Annotated in this window: 16 protein-coding genes and 2 pseudogenes; 6 read left to right on the forward strand and 12 right to left on the reverse strand. The window is 68.9% G+C overall.

What is annotated here, in order from left to right; genetic code table 11:
* Window positions 1-35: 35 nt before the first annotated feature.
* The 7 genes and pseudogenes from RF637_RS08700 to RF637_RS08730 form a co-directional block, all read right to left on the reverse strand.
* Complete coding sequence (locus RF637_RS08700; protein ID WP_368844619.1) at window positions 36-1,610, reverse strand: ATP-binding protein; 1,575 nt, start codon at window positions 1,608-1,610, stop codon at window positions 36-38.
* Window positions 1,607-3,052 (reverse strand): glycosyltransferase, encoded by a 1,446-nt coding sequence (locus tag RF637_RS08705; RefSeq protein WP_368835410.1) that lies wholly within the window; start codon window positions 3,050-3,052, stop codon window positions 1,607-1,609. The genes RF637_RS08700 and RF637_RS08705 overlap by 4 nt, the downstream gene beginning before the upstream one ends.
* On the reverse strand, window positions 3,039-4,136 hold the full coding sequence (locus RF637_RS08710; RefSeq protein WP_368844620.1) for a HEAT repeat domain-containing protein: 1,098 nt from the start codon (window positions 4,134-4,136) through the stop codon (window positions 3,039-3,041). The genes RF637_RS08705 and RF637_RS08710 overlap by 14 nt, the downstream gene beginning before the upstream one ends.
* 6 nt (window positions 4,137-4,142) lie before the next feature.
* A complete protein-coding gene (locus RF637_RS08715) occupies window positions 4,143-4,526 on the reverse strand; it encodes a response regulator (protein WP_239321480.1) in 384 nt (127 codons plus the stop codon).
* Between the two features lie 121 nt (window positions 4,527-4,647).
* Window positions 4,648-5,274: a YdhK family protein gene (locus tag RF637_RS08720; protein WP_368844621.1), complete on the reverse strand. Its 627-nt coding sequence runs from the start codon at window positions 5,272-5,274 to the stop codon at window positions 4,648-4,650.
* Window positions 5,275-5,379: 105 nt separating this feature from the next.
* Window positions 5,380-5,898, reverse strand: coding sequence for a DUF4396 domain-containing protein (locus tag RF637_RS08725; RefSeq protein ID WP_085106907.1), 519 nt, complete (start codon window positions 5,896-5,898; stop codon window positions 5,380-5,382).
* A gap of 43 nt (window positions 5,899-5,941) precedes the next feature.
* Window positions 5,942-6,067 (reverse strand): annotated as a pseudogene (locus tag RF637_RS08730) (IS3 family transposase); the annotation flags it as partial.
* Window positions 6,068-6,521: 454 nt separating this feature from the next.
* Between RF637_RS08730 and RF637_RS08735 the strand changes: the two are divergent.
* Entirely contained in the window at window positions 6,522-7,694 is a 1,173-nt protein-coding gene (locus RF637_RS08735) for an IS30 family transposase (protein WP_231726676.1), read from the forward strand.
* A 26-nt stretch (window positions 7,695-7,720) separates the two neighbouring features.
* Here the strand turns inward: RF637_RS08735 and RF637_RS08740 are convergent, their stop codons facing one another.
* Window positions 7,721-8,125, reverse strand: coding sequence for a hypothetical protein (locus tag RF637_RS08740; RefSeq protein ID WP_368836161.1), 405 nt, complete (start codon window positions 8,123-8,125; stop codon window positions 7,721-7,723).
* Window positions 8,122-8,454 carry a transposase gene (locus RF637_RS08745; protein WP_368836159.1) on the reverse strand — a complete coding sequence of 111 codons (333 nt, stop codon included), beginning with the start codon at window positions 8,452-8,454 and terminating at the stop codon, window positions 8,122-8,124. The genes RF637_RS08740 and RF637_RS08745 overlap by 4 nt, the downstream gene beginning before the upstream one ends.
* Before the next feature lie 103 nt (window positions 8,455-8,557).
* On the opposite strand from RF637_RS08745, the gene RF637_RS08750 reads away from it, so the two are divergent.
* From RF637_RS08750 to RF637_RS08765, 4 genes are all read left to right on the forward strand, one after another.
* Entirely contained in the window at window positions 8,558-8,890 is a 333-nt protein-coding gene (locus tag RF637_RS08750; protein WP_345311423.1) for a tyrosine-type recombinase/integrase, read from the forward strand.
* On the forward strand, window positions 8,887-9,243 hold the full coding sequence (locus RF637_RS08755) for a helix-turn-helix transcriptional regulator (protein ID WP_035962946.1): 357 nt from the start codon (window positions 8,887-8,889) through the stop codon (window positions 9,241-9,243). Before RF637_RS08750 ends, RF637_RS08755 begins: the two co-directional genes overlap by 4 nt.
* Window positions 9,236-9,865, forward strand: a complete 630-nt coding sequence (locus tag RF637_RS08760) for a hypothetical protein (RefSeq protein WP_098055586.1) — start codon at window positions 9,236-9,238, stop codon at window positions 9,863-9,865. The genes RF637_RS08755 and RF637_RS08760 overlap by 8 nt, the downstream gene beginning before the upstream one ends.
* Window positions 9,866-10,400: 535 nt before the next feature.
* Window positions 10,401-11,759, forward strand: a complete 1,359-nt coding sequence (locus tag RF637_RS08765) for a hypothetical protein (protein ID WP_156960903.1) — start codon at window positions 10,401-10,403, stop codon at window positions 11,757-11,759.
* A 147-nt stretch (window positions 11,760-11,906) separates the two neighbouring features.
* Here RF637_RS08765 and RF637_RS08770 read toward each other — a convergent pair whose 3' ends face one another.
* From RF637_RS08770 to RF637_RS08780, 3 genes are all read right to left on the reverse strand, one after another.
* Window positions 11,907-13,145 (reverse strand): heparan-alpha-glucosaminide N-acetyltransferase domain-containing protein, encoded by a 1,239-nt coding sequence (locus RF637_RS08770; protein WP_239321857.1) that lies wholly within the window; start codon window positions 13,143-13,145, stop codon window positions 11,907-11,909.
* Window positions 13,146-13,229: 84 nt separating this feature from the next.
* On the reverse strand, window positions 13,230-14,081 hold the full coding sequence (locus tag RF637_RS08775) for a F510_1955 family glycosylhydrolase (protein WP_019310368.1): 852 nt from the start codon (window positions 14,079-14,081) through the stop codon (window positions 13,230-13,232).
* Complete coding sequence (locus RF637_RS08780; RefSeq protein WP_029603314.1) at window positions 14,078-15,604, reverse strand: multicopper oxidase family protein; 1,527 nt, start codon at window positions 15,602-15,604, stop codon at window positions 14,078-14,080. The genes RF637_RS08775 and RF637_RS08780 overlap by 4 nt, the downstream gene beginning before the upstream one ends.
* A 158-nt stretch (window positions 15,605-15,762) precedes the next feature.
* On the opposite strand from RF637_RS08780, the pseudogene RF637_RS08785 reads away from it, so the two are divergent.
* Window positions 15,763-15,930, forward strand: a pseudogene (locus RF637_RS08785) (DNA-binding response regulator); the annotation flags it as partial.

Here is a 15,930-nt window from a genome sequence, read left to right on the forward strand (position 1 = left end):
CTCATGGTTGCGAACAATTCTCATCCAGGAGAGCATCACGGAGCATCGGTAGCCACAACCCGCTGCACCGGTTCGCTCCGCTGGGTCGCCAGGGGGAGATTCAGCGTGACGGTGGTGCCTTCCCCCTCCACCGACTCCAGGGCCACGGACCCCCCGTGCTGCTCCACGATGGTGCGCATGATCACGAGCCCCAGTCCCGTTCCGGGCACCTGCTGGGCCGTGGCGTTGGAGGCCCGGGTGAAGCTCGTGAAGAGGGACCCCACCTCTTTCTCGGGAATGCCCATCCCGGTGTCCGTGCACGTCAGGCGGACTCCCGTGCCATCGGGCGTGCCTTCCAGCGTCAGCGAGACGGCACCGTGGGGCGGGGTGAACTTGATGGCGTTACCCACCACGTTGGTGACGGCCCGCTCCAGACGGTCCCGGTCCCCGAACACGGGCCACGAACCGTCCGTGTCCGCGTGGACGGTCACCTCGCCCGCCGCGGCCTGGGGAACGAGATTGGTGACCACCCCGGACACGCACTCTGCGAGGTCCAGCACACGGTGGCGCGCCGAGCGGTTCTCCTGGTCCCGGTCCAGCTTGTTGATCAGCAGCAGGTCCTCGATCAGCAGCCGCAGCCGTTCCGTGTTGCGCCGCACCACTTCCAGCACGCGGGCCTGTTCCGGGCCGACACTGCCGAAGTCCCCGTCCTGGAGCATCTCCACATAGCCGCTGATGGACGTGAGCGGGGTTCGCAGCTCGTGGTTGGTGGTGGAGACGAACACGGATTTCTGGCGGTTGAGCTCCGTGAGCTGCTCCAAGGTGCGCTCCCGCTGCTCCACCACGTCCCGGGCCTCGCGGGTGAAGGCGTTGAAGGACGCGGCGAGGCCCACCACTTCAAGAGCGCCGTGGGAGGTTTCCGCGACGGCGTCGTGATCGCCCGCGCGCTGCCTCGCCACCGTGCACTGCAGCGCGAGCAGCGGCGCCCCGAGGGCGCGGTCCGCGCGGCCCAGGGCGAGGAACGCCACCGCGATCGACAGCATCGCGGCAGTCACCACGGCGGCCGCGGCCAGGGTCATGGACCGGTTCAGATCCGCTCTGCGCTGCTCCCGCAGGCGGGAGGCGTCCGCCCGGACGTCCTCCAGTGTGCCGAGGGCCCGGTCCATGGCGGATGTCGTAGTGGGCAGGTCCAGAGATCTCCGCGGGGTGTCCCTCCCTGGTTCCCGGGTGAGGCCGAGCCACGTGTCCACGGACTCGTTCAAGGACCGCAGCTGCGGCAGCCGCCCGGCCGCCACCTCACCCAGGACGTCCTGGGCTGCAGTGAGGTCCGCAGTGGCCTCAGCGTACTCCCGCGCGAAAGCCTGGTCTCCGCTGACCGCGTAGCCGCGCGCGGCCGTCTGGGCGCGCAGCAGCGTGGCCTCCACCTGGTGCGTGGCATCCATCAGGGGTGTGATGGTGGTGCGCGTGGCGGCCACGTTCAGCTGCACTGTGTGCAGTCCCCACAGTGCGGTGGCGCCGGTGAAGAGCAGTGCGAGGCACAACAGGGCGAGCACCTGCAGGAGGATGGCGCGCACCCCGCGGTGGCGGACACCGTCCCGCACGCGGGTCAGTGCCGGGAAGCGGGCGCTCATTCGTTCACCTCCGTGAAACCCGAACGGGTCATGGTGCCCCACTGCTGGCGGCGCCCCAGCAGGGAGGCCACCCAGCCCTCCATGCGCCACCACGCCGTGAGCTGGCGGTAGCCCAGGTTCTCCAGGACCACCGCGCCCAGCGTGATGCCCAGGTCCCGCCAGCGGGGGTACTTGTGGTAGCTCAGCTCCTCGATCGTCACGGCCGCGAGGGTCACGATGATCGCATACGCGTAGGCCACGAGCATGAACAACAGGAAGTACTGCCAGGACACGAGTCCCAGCGCGAAGCCCAGGGCGATCAGTACCAGCCCGGCGAGTTCCAGCAGCGGGGCGATCAGCTCGAAGAGCCAGTAGTACGGAACCGCCACGAGACCCAGCCGGCCGTAGCGGGGGTTGAACAGCATGTCCCGGTAGGCCCACAGGGTCTCCCACAGACCCCGGTGCCAGCGCGCCCGCTGCCGCCGCAGCACGGGCAGGGTGCTGGGGACCTCCGTCCAGCAGATGGGCTCCGTGAGAAAGGTGACGCGGTAGGGCCGGCGCTGCCTGCGGAGGGTCCGGTGCAGACGCATCACCAGTTCGAAGTCCTCACCGATGCTCGAGGCGTCCAGGCCTCCCACCGCCACGAGGGCATCCCGGCGGAAGACACCGAACGCGCCGCTGATGAGTAGCAGCGCGTTGATCCGGGACCAGCCTGCGCGTCCCAGGTGGAAGGCTCGCAGGTACTCCATCACCTGGATGTCCGCGAGCGGCGTGCCCGGCATGCGCACCTCCAGGACACGGCCGCCCTTCACGCGGCACCCGTTGACGGCGCGGATCACTCCCCCGGCGGCGACCGTGGAGATCGGGTCCTCGATGAAGGGCCGGGACACCGTCAGCAGCGCCCCGGGGTCCAGGATGGAGTCCGAGTCCACGAACAGCACCAGGTCCTCGCGGGCCAGGTTGACGCCCACGTTGGTGGAGTCGGAGCGGCCCGAGTTGCGCTTGTGCACCACGGTCAGCCGGGTCCGCCCGTCCCGTGGGACGTGAATGCTGGTCGGTGCCTCCCGCACCGGAACGTCCTCGGGCATCTGCCGGGACACCGGCACCAGGTCGAAGGCCCGGCGCAGCACCTCGAAACCGTTGTCGGTGCTGCCGTCGTCCACCACGATCACCTCGTGGCGCGGGTGCTGCAGCGACAGAAAGGACTCCACGGCCACGCGGATGCCGACCTCCTCGTTGTGCATGGGTGCCACCACGCTGATGCCGGGCATGGTGCGGGAGCGCATCAGTTCCTCCCGCCCCGCGAACGGGATCCGGCGGCGGTAGGCCACGAAGTCCACCGCCGCCAGGACGATCATCACCAGGTAGGACGTGTTGATCAGCAGGAAGTAGATCAGCACCGGCACCGCAATGAACGCCAGGATCCCGGCCACAGCGCCGCGCAGCAGCTCAAGCCACTCCACGGCCGGCTCCTCTCATGGCGCTCAGCTGCAGCGCGTAGTGGGCGGGGTGCACGGCAGGGGTGTCCCCGTCCAGGGCGCCCAGCAGCCGCTCCCGCCCGGCAGGGCCCAGTTCGGTGAGAGCCACCGCGGCCCGCTCCGCCAACCGGGGCCGGGTGTCCTCGACCAGGGGGCCCAGGGCCGCCACGGAGGCGGGCAGACCCAGCCGTTCGAGGGACTCCACGGCGGCGAGCGCCACGCTCTCGTCCCGGTGGCGGGCGAGCTCGGACAGGACGGCGAGGTCCTGCGCTCCCCCCACCCATCCCAGGGCGCCGACGAAGGCGGTGAGGGCCCGGGGGTCGGTCTCCTGTGCCAGGCGCTCACGCACGACGGGAGCGGCACCTGGCACGGGGCGCACTCCGATCACAGTTGCCGCCACGTGGCGCACCGCCGGGTCCGGGTGCAGGGTGGCCTCCTCGATCACGGGTGCCGCTGCGTCGTCGAAGGCGCACAGGGACTCCACGGCCACCCAGCTGGGCAGTCCGCGGGGACGACGCCGCGGCGCCACCGCGCGCAGCACGGCGCGGGCCGCGGAGCCATCGCCGAGCAGCGCCAGGGCACGGGCGGCGGCAACCACCACGTCCGCGGAACGGTCCTGGAGCAGGGGCAGGAGCCGGGGCGCGGACTCGCGAGCGCGCATCAGCCCGAGGGTCCAGGCGGCGTGGGCACGGCGCACCGCGCTGTGGGAGGAGAGCCCCGTGATGGCCCACTCGGCGCGTCCGTGGGCGTCGAGCACCCGGGCCAGAGCACGGGCGGGCTCCCCCCTGACCTTGGAGAGCATCGCGGAGACGGCGCGGTCCACCACCGGTACGCGGCGCCGGGGCACCGCGGTCAGGCGGCGCAGGGCGGAGGCGTCGTCGTCCTCACCGGACGCGACCTCGAGCATTGCGGGGCGCAACTCACCGAGCAGCTTCGCGTCCCGGCGTTCACGCAACTGCCGGCCTGCACGCGTTCCCAGGACGGTCGCGAGGAGCAGGGCCGCGGCCCATACCAGAACCCACAGCACCCAGGACAGCAGCTGCGCGGAGACCACCGTGGGGGTCGCCACTGCGGGTCACCGCCCCCGGCTGAGGAGGCTGTTCACACGGTGCAGCAGCTCACGGGGGCTGAAGGGCTTGGTGACGTACTCGTCCGCACCGGTGTTGTACCCGTCGTCCACGTCCGTGTCCCTGGCCCGGGCGGTCAGCAGGACCACTTTGAGGTGTTTCAGAGCCTCGGTGGCACGGATCTGGCGCAGCACGTCCAGTCCGCTGAGACCGGGCATCATGACGTCCAGCACCACGACGTCTGGGATGCCGTCCTCCAGCGCGCTCAGCGCAGCGGTGCCATCCTCCACCGCCCGGACCTCGTATCCCGCCTGCTGCAGTTTGAAGACCACGAGGTCGCGAATGTCGGGGTCGTCGTCCGCAACGAGGACGGACGGGTGTTCAGGGCTCACGAGGGCGCTCCGTGTGTCTGGGGGGATGGACACGCTCCGAATCCGCGGCAGCGGAGGAGATGAAGCCAAGAGTATTCAAAAACATGCAGGTTGGCGGGAGATGACACTTGGTGCGGTGAAATCAGCCGCGGGGCTCCATCTCCTTCTCCACGACCCACTTGTGGTTGGTCATGGTCATGCCGTCCGCCTTGTAGTCCACCATGTAGACGGTCTGGGTGGTGGAGGAGGCAACGGTGCCCGTGGCGCCCTTCATGCCCTCCATGTGGTCCGCCTCGATGGTGACCTCGGTGCCGTCCGCGAGGCGCTCCGAACCGGCACCCTGGAGCTCCTCCTGGACCACCCACTTGTGGTTGATGACCTCGGGCCCGCCGTCCGTGGGGGTGTAGTTCACGGCGTAGGCCACGGTCTTGTAGGCGCCCACCACAGTGGCCGGGGCGTCCCTCATGCCCTCCATATGGTCGGTGGTCAGCGTAACCTGCGTGCCCACCGGGTAGGTGGGCTTCTCCGCGGCGGCGATGCCCTGCGGGGCGGGGCCACCGTCCATGGCGTGCATGTGCTCGTGCCCGCCCTGGCTCGCACTGGGCGTGCCACTCGCGGGCGACGACGCCGCCTGGCTCGTCGCGCTGGAGGTCGCGCTGGTCTCGTGGCCCTCGTGGGCGGAGTGGTCCGCGGAATCGGAACCGGCGGAGCATGCGGTGGCGGTCACCAGGATGGCGAGACCGGCGAGGGTGAGGGGAAGTCGACGCATGGGAAAGGATCCTTTCTGCGGGCCCGCCCGGGTTGCTGGACCCCGGTACGGGCGGGTTTCTGGTGGGAATGCGGGGTGGCAGCGGAACCCCGCTGCACTGGTTCCCTACAGCAGGGTACCGAGGGAGGCGACGAAGCCGCCCAGCATGAACGCGCTGATGCCGTACGCCAGGGGGCGGTTGTCCATGGGGCCGCCGCCGGAGGCGTGGTGGGTGATGGCGTGGCCCTTGCCGCGGCGCAGCAGGGCCTTGTTCACCGGGTATGCCGCGAAGTACGCGATCACGAGGGACAGGGCCATGGAACCCCAGAACAGGGCGTCCAGCAGGCCGGCGTCCATGGCGCCGGGGACCAGCCACATGACGAGGTTGTCCACGACCTCCATGGTGAGGATGGAGACGGTGTCCGCGGCGAGCACGAGACGCAGGGCCCGACCCACGCTGATGCCGGCGCGCAGCAGGGGCAGGGAGGACAGGGCATAGCCGAACACGAAGGCCAGGGCGATGGCCACGGCGGTGCTGGTGACGTTGCCCCACCCGAACACGGTGGCCAGGATCAGGCCGAGGATCTCGCCGATGGAGCAGCCGGTGAGGCAGTGGAGGGTGGCGCTGGCGGCCATGTTGGACATGTCGTGACCGGGACTGCCGCACGAACAGGTGACAGTTGGGGTGTCAGGCCGCGAGGCTCACGGCGGGGTTCATGATGGTCTCGTATTCGATGGGGGTCAATCGACCCAGACGGGCCTGTCGACGGCGGCGGTGATACTTGCGTTCGATCCAGGTAACGATCGCGATCCTTGAGTTCCAGCCATCGTCGCAACACTCTGATCGAGAGGTGCGTGCGATGGTTATTCGGCCGAGGGGTAGAGAGAATGTGCAGTACAAGGCGAAGGAGCGGGACGAGTTCTTCCGTCGGCTTGATCGTGGCGGCACGATCCGTGCTGTCGCGGCTGAGCTGGGGCTGAGCGTTGAGTCGTGTTACCGGTGGCGAAATGAGGCTGGCGTATCGACTTCCCGTGCGAACAGCCGGGTCTATACGGCTGAGGACAAGGCCGAGTTCTTCCGCCTGCTGGCGTCGACGGGGAACGTGTCGAAGGTCGCGAAAGAGCTCGGGTTCGTGCGGGTCACTTGCTACAAGTGGGCGCATCAGGCGGGGATCTTCACGGGGAAGGACACCCGCGCTCAACGAGCACGGTTTGAGCGGTTGCGTGCCGACGGTGTCAGTCGGGCGGATGCTGCGAGACGGGTCGGCGTGGACAAGCGCTCTGCGCAAGATTGGGACAAGGGCATCAAGCAGATAACGGGCGGACGCGTTCACCCCGACGGTCGTGTAGTTCGCTACCGTCAGGCGGCGATACTGGCGAATGTGAAGAGCCCGCGTGATGCCTATACGAGAGGCGCCCCGGTTGATCTGGCGCGTCTTGAGACTGTTATCGATTCTCGCTACCTGAGTTTGATCGAACGAGAGCGTATTCACGATCTACGCAGCCGCGGGGACTCGATAAGGTCGATCGGGCGTGCGCTGGGGCGGAGCGCGTCGACGATCAGCCGGGAGATCGCCCGCAACACGGCCACGACAGTCGGCTATCTTCCTTACGCGGCGCACCGGATCGCGGCGGCGCGCCGGCCGAGGCGACGTGCATGCAAACTAGAATCTGCTGGCGATTTGCGCGCCTATGTGGCAGCGAAGTTGCGTAAACGATGGTCACCAGAGCAGATCAGTCACCGGCTCGTGAAAGACTTCCCGGACGATCAAGGGATGCGGGTGAGCACCGAAACGATCTACCAGGCGATTTACGTCCAAGGACGCGGCGCTCTGAAACGCGAGATCGCCGCGTCGATGAGGCGCGGGCGGACAACACGAAAACCACGGCGCGATCCAGCGAAGAGAACCAGTCGCTTCGTGGACCCTATGGTCTCCATCGCTGAGCGACCCGCGGAAGCTGAGGATCGTGCAATCCCTGGGCATTGGGAAGGGGACCTCATCGTCGGCACGATGGGACGATCAGCAATCGGAACACTCGTCGAGCGATCAAGCCGCTTCGTTACCCTCGTGCACCTTGAACATGACCACACGGCCGAGACCGTGCGCGATGGCCTCATCACCACCGTCGCTGATTTGCCAGCAGCGCTACGCCGCTCGCTGACCTGGGACCAGGGCACCGAGATGTCGGGGCATGTGGGGTTCCAGACCGCCACCGATATGGCGGTGTACTTCTGTGATCCGGGCAGCCCCTGGCAGCGCGGCAGCAACGAGAACACGAACGGTCTCCTACGCCAGTACTTCCCGAAGGGCACCGATCTCTCCCGCCACACGCCCGCAGAATTGCGACGCGTCGCAGAGGACCTCAACGAACGTCCACGCAAGACGCTCGACTGGGACACTCCAGCCGAACGACTCCATGCTTTACTGAATGCGAGTTGAACCAGTGTTGCGACGATGACTGGAACTCAAGCGGTCCAGTGTTCTGTGATGTCGGTCAGCCACAGTTCGTTGACGTCATCGGCGGAGAAGTCCCGCTTCACGAGATCGTCGTGGACCGGTGGCCCGGGACGCTTTCCGTTCTTGCCGCGCTTCTTCCCGAACACGGACCACCACTGGTTGTCCCGGCAGATGCTCCATGCCGTGCGCTGGCACATCACTTCGCCGGCCTCGGCGGCTTCGCCGACGAGGAACCGGTACCCGTACTCGGGGTCGTCGACGTGGGCGTCCAGTAACGCGTTGGCGCGGTAGGCCTCAGTCAGCTCAGCCTGGGTGACCTGCTGGTGGCGCCAGCGGTAGTAGGGCTGACGGGAGAGCTTGAGGACCCGCAGGGACACCGTGACGGGGATGCCGTCAGCGGCGAGCTCGCTCACGAGCGGTGGGGGCACCTCCCGCTTGCGGGGGAAGAACCTTTTCCCGGCAGGTTCGCCTGGGACAGGTAGGCGGCCGCGCGGCGGAGGACCTCGTTCTCCTGCTGGAGCAGCCGGATCTGCTTGCGGGCCTCACGCAGCTCGGTCGACTCCTCCCGTGTCCTGCCGGGCCGGTTGCCATCGTCGATATCGGCTTGGCGGATCCACTTATGGAGCGTCATTTCGTGGACTCCGAAGTCCTTCGCGATCTGCGCGATGGTGATGCCGTCCTCACGGGACCGGGCCACTCGCACGACGTCTTCGCGGAACTCCTGGGGGTAGGGAGCGGGCATGATGCACATCCTTCCAGGCCGCCCAACGGGCAAGCCAGATCAGATGTCACCTATCCGTGCGGCAGTCCCGATTGACCAACGTGTCCGGTCAGTACACCTAGTCGTGAAGAGCGCTTCCAGTGCGGCCTCGAATGCGCTGTGGCTGACCGAGCGCGGGACCCGGCTGCAGGCCCGTGACGTCGCTGACCGGTTCGGGTTCTACCGCGATGAGCTCGGCTTGGATCCGGCGTTGAGCCCGCACTGTCTGCGCCACAGCTACGTGACCCATCTGATCGAGGACGGGGTGGACCCCCGCTTCGTCCAGGAACAGGCCGGCCACGTCTACCAGTCCACCACCGGGCTCTACACGGCCGTGAGTGGGGACTTCAAGAACAAGATGCTCCATGACGCGATCCGGGCCGTGCTGCCCACGAACCCGGGAGGGCAGAGACAGTGAAGGTCATCGGCTATGAGTGGAAGCTGCGGCAGGTAATGGCGGCCGCGGGCATGTTCAGCACCACCAAGCTCATCCCGGAACTGGAAGCGAGGGGTATCCATCTGTCGGCCAGCCAGGTCTACCGGCTGGCCGCGGAGAAACCGGAACGGCTGAGTTTGCACGTGCTAGCGGCCCTGATGGACATCTTCGGCTGCACGGCCAATGACCTCATCACCCGTGTCGATCTCGGCGCGGCCACCGCTCGCACCGGCACCGGCACCGATGCGGGGTCGCCCGAGGCTTCGGCGGATGCGCTGCGTGCCTCCGGGGCTCGGCCCAAGCGGGCCCGGATCGTGCCTCCCAGCGATGAGTGAGCACCCGGGGCGGCCCATCGCCGAGCTGATCAGCACGGTGGAGGCCGGTGTGCCCGCCGATCGCCTCCGGGAGATCGTGGCTGCCATCGTCGTGCGGCCCCACTCCGGGGCCCGGCAGCTGGGTCAGCTGCACGTGGATCCGGGGTTGTTGACCTCGGCCGACAACGCGATGCCGACCCTGCTGCAGCGCATCATCGCCGCCCTGCTCGAGGCCGGTGCCACCTCGGTGCGCCTGCCGCGCTGCACCGGCTGTGGTCTCGAGCGGATGTTGCCCGAACGCCTCGACGGGCACCGGGTCTGCTCCAAGTGCAAGAAGCGGGCCGGTACCAGGGCCATCACCTGTCATTGCTGCCGACGAGAGCGTCAGCTCGCCTCCTTCGTCGGGGACGCCGACTACTGCGGGGCCTGCTGGCGGGACATGTACGGGCAAGCATCGGCGATCTTCGTCGCGGCCGCCCACGGCCTGATCCCCTCCCTGGATCCTGCGGTCCTGGGGGGTCTTCGCCCAGCTTCCCGCCTCGCCCGGGCGCCGGTTGCGCTTGGCCCTGGACATCGCCGACTACGGAGCGGATTGGTTCGCAGCCCCTGCCCGGGGGTCGGCCCTCTTCGGTGTCCTCTATGATCAGCTGGCCCGCCAGGCGCCCGAGTTGCCGCCGGCGTGCTGCGGGCACTGCGGGCAGCACCGGTCGCTGACCAACGTCTATGAAGGTTTACGCTGCTGCTCCCGGTGCTACACAGCACTGCGGTCCCAACCGTGCGACGGATGTGGGCGTACGGGCCCGATCGCACGGCGGATGCCCGACGAGGCCCGGCTGTGCCAGGGGTGAGCGAAGGCCCTCCCCGACGGCTGGGGCATCTGCAGCCAGTGCGGCACCCACCAGCACATCGTCTACCGCGGCCCCGCCGGACCCGTCTGCGCCCCGTGCCGGTTCGCAGCCCAGGTGGACACGTGCACCCGGTGTGGGCGCACTACACCGTGCCGGTTCCCCGGCACCCCGGGCGCGGTGTGCGAGAGGTGCCGCAAACCCAGGCAACCCTGCTCCCGGTGCGCCCAGGAGCGGATTGTCGCCACCCGGGACGAGTCCGGCGCCCCGATCTGCCACAGCTGTCACCACATTCTCGAGGACTGCAGCGTCTGCCACCGGCACCGGCGCGTCGTGGGACGAACCGAGGGGGCGCCCCTGTGCGAATACTGCTACCCGCGCCACCCGGTCAGCTTCCGCGACTGCACCCGCTGCGGCCGCCATGCCAAGCTGCGACAGACCGGGCTGTGCGACCGGTGCACCGCCGATGACCAGCTCGCCACCTTGTTCCCGCCCGAGTTGCTCGAGCGCCACGAGACCGCCCGCACGATGCTCACCGCCCTCCAGGCCGGGGACCCGGCCACGGTCCGCGCGGCCTTCCATCGCCACCGCGCCGTGGAACTGCTGCGCACGGTGTTGGCCACCCCCGATCTGCTCGACCACGAGGCCCTCGACGATCTCGGGCCCGAGTACACGACCCGGGCGGTGCGGGCGCTGCTGGTCGAGCACGGCCTGCTGCCCGCCCGCAACCTGCCGCTGGCCCGCTTCCAGGCGTGGATCATCACCACCGCCCAGCTGATCGAGGATCCGGGTGAGCGGCAGGCCTTTGTCCAGTTCGCCACCTGGAAGCACCTGCGCGATCTCAGAAGCCGCGCCGAGCCCCTGTCCGGTCCGCTGGTCACCAGCCGCCGGCACGAGCTGCGGGTCGTGCTTGACCTGCTCGCCTGGGCCCGAGACCGGGGCAAGACCCTGGCGAGCCTGGACCAGGCCGACCTGGACCACTGGGCCACCACCGGGGCCGAGAAATACCTCGTGGCCGGCTTCCTCACCTGGGCCCACACCAACGGCCGCAGCCAGCCTCTGGAGATCACCCGACCGCCCAGGACGTACCTGTTGGTGGGAGGTCTCAGCGATGACCAGCGCCGCCGAGTCCTCGACGGCGTCCTGAACCACGACACGATCACGGCGGGGACGAAGCTGGCCGCCGCCCTGGTGCTGGTCTTCGGCTTCCGCCCTGCCCAGATCACCCGGATCCGTCTGGACGACATCCGCTCCACCGGGGAGGCGCTGCAAGTCACGGTCGGGAAGGAACCGCTGCTCCTGCCCGAGCCGCTGGCCGATCTCGCTACCCAGACCGCAGCAGATCGCAGCGCGCGTCGGATGTTCACCCCTGCCCAAGACCACCACTGGCTGTATCCCGGCGCTCAGCCGGGGACACCCTTGTCAGCGGCCGCTCTGGTGCGCCGGCTGGCCGCAGTCGGTGTCCTGGTGAGCCCGGCGCGAACCGGGGCACTCACCTCACTGTCCCAACAGCTGCCACCACCCGTGCTCGCCGACCTCACCGGCATGCACCTGGCCACCGCCGTCCGCTGGCGCAGCACCGTCGCCGCCAGCAACGCTCACTACGCCGGCCTGCTGCTCGCCTCCGAAGAGAGCCCAACCGCAGTGCTGCGAACTGTGCTTTCCTCGGCATCCAGCACAGAGCCGCCCTGAGCGTCGCAAGACGGAGTAGTCCGCGGCCTGAGAAGCGCCTGCCCAACGAGGTCGGTCGGCCGCCCAGGTTTTGCCGCGCACCGCTGTTCACGGGTGAGCAGGCCAGGGTCGACGAGCTTCTTCATGTGGTGGCTGACCACCGTGTCCTCATTCTCGATCGGCGCCGGAGGAGGAAGGCAGGACGGTGGTGCTGGCTTTCTTGGCGGCCGTGCTGACGAGCCGTTCCAGAGGGCCTTGCCCGAAGGCGCGTTTCCAGGCGAGGGCGAAGATCGCCGCCAGAACGAGGTAGAGCAGGAACCACAGCTGGGGCTGGTCGTAGTGCAGCTCGAAGGAGAGCAGCACCAGCTGGGTGGAGTAGAGGGTCAGGGTCATCGCCCCCATCGCCGACAGGGGCAGCAGCCACGGACCGACCTTGCGGGCTAGTAGCAGGAACGCCCCGAGCGCGGCCAGGCTCACCCCCAGGCTCCAGGCGATGGCCAGGGGCATGTTGGTGTGCGGGGTGGTGATGGCCAGCCACCACCAGGAGCCCGCGGGCAGCGCGTCGTCGGGGCCCCAGATCAGGATCCCGGCCAGAGTCTCCTCGTCCAAGGACGCGGCGTGGGTGAGCTGGTGATAGCCGCCGAAGATGTAGAGCACCAGCCAGGAGGCCAGCCGGGCCGTGACCGCCAGACCCACCCCGATCACCAACAGACGGGTTTGGATCTCGACGTGGTGCAGGTGCAGGCGTCCGATGCCCAGGCCCACCAGCAAGTAGGTCAGATAGGGCAGGGCCGGGTAGGTGCCGGTGAGCAGCAATTGGGCGAGGGTGGCGCCGGGGTCGGTGAGCACGTCGATGACGGTGGGATTGCCGGAGGAGAATTCCGGGACCTGGTCGCCCAGCTCCAGCATCAGGACCGGTGCCGCCACCGCGAACCCAGCTGCGCTGAGGAACAGCGTCCGGGCGGGCAGGTGCAGGAAGGGGATGGTCAGCACGAAGAAGATGCCGTAGTAGGTGAGGATGTTGAACGCCGGTGGGTCCTCGGGCATCAGGGAGTTGATTGCCACCCCGAGGGCGAAGATCAGCAGGGCCCGCACCGCCACGCCCACCCGCGCTCCCGTCATCCGTCGGCCTGTTCGGGGGTGTCGGCCACCGGTGGCGAAGGCCAGGCCCACCCCTGCCAGCAGGGCGAACAGGGCGGCGGAGTCTCCGGAGAACAGGGTCCAGCTCAGCGTCGCCTCGTGGGTCTGTTCGTTCTCGGCGGGCAGGAAATGGATGGCGGTCAGCCCGATCAGCGCCAGCCCGCGCGCCGCGTCGATGCCGGTCAGCCGTTTCCGCGGGACACGTCCGGCCTCCGCCGGCATCGCGGCATGGGTGGCGTCCTGGTGCGTAGAGTCGTCCTTACTCATGATGGCCCCCTACTCCCTTGTTGCCTGGCGCGCTGTCAGGCGTGAATGGTCGCCGACTGTGCCTGGGGGCACGAGCGGTGGTGTTCACAGCAGCTGCTCCGTCGTGGCTCCACCGTCCAGGCTCCGCAGCACCCGGGGGCCCTCCACCAGCAGCGCCTCGACCTCCCCGCCGTCGGTCAGACCTGCTCCCAGGGCTACGACCTCGCCGACCGGGTCCCGACTGGCTGTCCAGGTGTCCCCGGCGTCACGGCTGGTCAGCAGGCGCCCGTCGATGCCGGCGCCCACCATCGTTTCGTCGTCGGCCCAGGCCACCCGGGACATCAACTGCGGGGTGTCCACCGTCGTCCACGTCGTGCCGTTGTCGGAGGAGCGCAGCAGGCCGTCCTCGGTGGTGGCCAGCACCGTGCCCGTACCCGGGGCGACCGCCAGAGAAGCGGGGGCGGAGGGGATGGCGGCGGTGTCCCAGTTGCGGCCGTCGGCGCTGATGCGCAGCTGCCCGTCGAAGCCGATGACCCCGTTCGGGCCGGCGGCCAGGGCATGGAAGTCCGATTCCCCGGCCCGCGAGAGCACTCTCCAGCTCTCACCGGCGTCGGTGGACTCGATCAGCCCGACCGGTTCAGGCAGGTCCACGCCCAGACCCGGGTGGCCGGAGGCGAGGTAGCGCCCCTCGCCGGTGGTGGTGAAGCCCATCAGGTCCACTACCGGGCCGACCTGGGTCAGGTCCTGGTCGTCCAGGCGGAACAGGCCTTCGTGGGTGGCCAGCAGGATCGTCCCGGCCGCATCGCGGGTGATGGCGTGGACGTGGGTGATGGCGGTGCCCGTGCTGGAGGCCGGGGCGGTGGAGTTCCCGGACTGTGGTGAGCAGGCGGTGACGGCCAGTCCGGTGCCGGCGACCAGGCCGAAGGTGAGCAGGGAGCGGCGGGAGAGGGTGGTCATGGGCGGTATCTCAGTTCGGTCGTCATGCCGGCTTCGGCGTGGTAGATGTTGTGGCAGTGGATCAGCCAGTTCCCGGGGTTGTCCGCCTGCACGTCGATGGCCATCGATCGCATCGGGGCGATCAGGACGGTATCCTTGCGCAGGCCGTTGGGCAGCGCGAAGGTGTGCCCGTGCAGGTGCAGGGGGTGGGCCATCATCGTGTGGTTGGCCACGGTCAGCCGCACCCGCTGTCCCTCCTGGATCTGCACAGGATCGTGCTGCCCGTAGGGGGCCCCCTTGAATCCCCACTCGTAAGGGTTCATCTGCCCGGTCATGGCCAGGTCCAGGGACACGTCGGGGTCCCGGGCCTCCAGCCGGGCGCTGTCCGCCGGTGTCAGGTCGGCGCCGATGAGCACGGATCTGTCCAGTTCCGCCGGTCGTACTGACGACGGCGGTGGATTGCCGGCCCCGGTGCGCACCAGGGCCATGGCCTGCCCGTCCTTGCCCAGCGGCACGGCCACGAAGGGGAAGACCCCTTCGGCCAGGGTGACGGTCGCGTCGTAGCGTTCTCCCATGCCCAGGTAGAGGGCATCGGTGTCCTGCGGCTGCACCGGGAACCCATCGGTGTGTGTGACGGTCATGCGATGCCCGCCCAGGGCGACCGTGAAGATGGTGTCCGCGGCGGCGTTGATGATCCGCAACCGCACTTTCTGGCCCGGCTTCGCCGTGAGCACCTCCGGGTCCGCGGGAACCCGCCCGTTGACCAGGTAGTGCGGGTAGGACACGTCCCCGGCGTCATCGCCGTACGGGGAGTCCCCGGCGCTTATCGCCCCGTGGTCCATCCCAGCCATGCCCTCCGAGGAGCCGGAGGACATGTCCATGCCCTCCATCCCGCCCATGTTGCCGTGGTCCATCCCGGGCATCCCGCCGTTGTCCCGGGAGGAGGTCAGTGCGGCCAGGACCTCATCGGGGGTACGGCCGGTGCCGTCGACCCAGTCGTCGAGGACGAGGATCCACTCGTGGTCGTAGGCGCCGGGTTCTTGCGGGTCGTCGATGATCAGCGGGGCGTACAGACCGCGGTCCAGCTGCACCCCGACGTGCGGGTGGTAGAAGTAGGTCCCCGGGTCCGGGGCGGTGAAGTCGTAGGTGTAGGTCGCCTCGGCGGCGATCGGATCCTGGGTCACCCCGGGCACCCCATCGGCGCCATTGGCCAGGGCGATGCCGTGCCAGTGCACGGTGGTGTCCGCCGGCAGGCGATTCTCGACCCGGATGCGCAGCCGGTCCCCGGCCGTGGCGCGGATGAGCGGACCGGGGAGACTGTCGCCGTAGGCCCACGTCGCCACCGTCGATCCGCCCAGATCGAGCGTGACCGGCCGGGCGGTGAGCGCCGTGTCCACGAGGCGCTGACCGGCTCCGGCGGAGGCCGTCCCGGCCCCCACCCCTGCTGGGAGGGACGGGGCAGGTGAGGAACAGGCCGCCAGGGCGCCGGAGCCGAGCAGGCCGAATCCGGCGACGAGCAGACTTCTACGGGAAAGGGTGTCCATGATTCCTTGTCGGGTCACCAGAAAATGCGGGGGTTGAGAACCATTCTGGCAGGCCACCGGCAGGCGGGAGCCCAGATTCCTTGAAGGTTTGGCGAAGATTGCGGACCATCCGGCCCCCGAGTGGCTTCTACGTCGGGACGGCGGGACACACTGGGATCATGGTGATCTCCGCAGACAGGGATGCGTCCTCAGCCGGGTGGGTGCTGGTGGTCGACGACGAAAAGCCTCTGGCGCAGATGGTCGCCACCTACCTGGCCCGCGCCGGCTACGCCGTCGCCCAGGCGCACACCGGCCCCGCCGCCCTCGAGACCGCCCGCACGGAGCAC

This window comes from Kocuria sp. CPCC 204721, assembly GCF_040980945.1.
GTDB lineage: Bacteria > Actinomycetota > Actinomycetes > Actinomycetales > Micrococcaceae > Kocuria > Kocuria marina.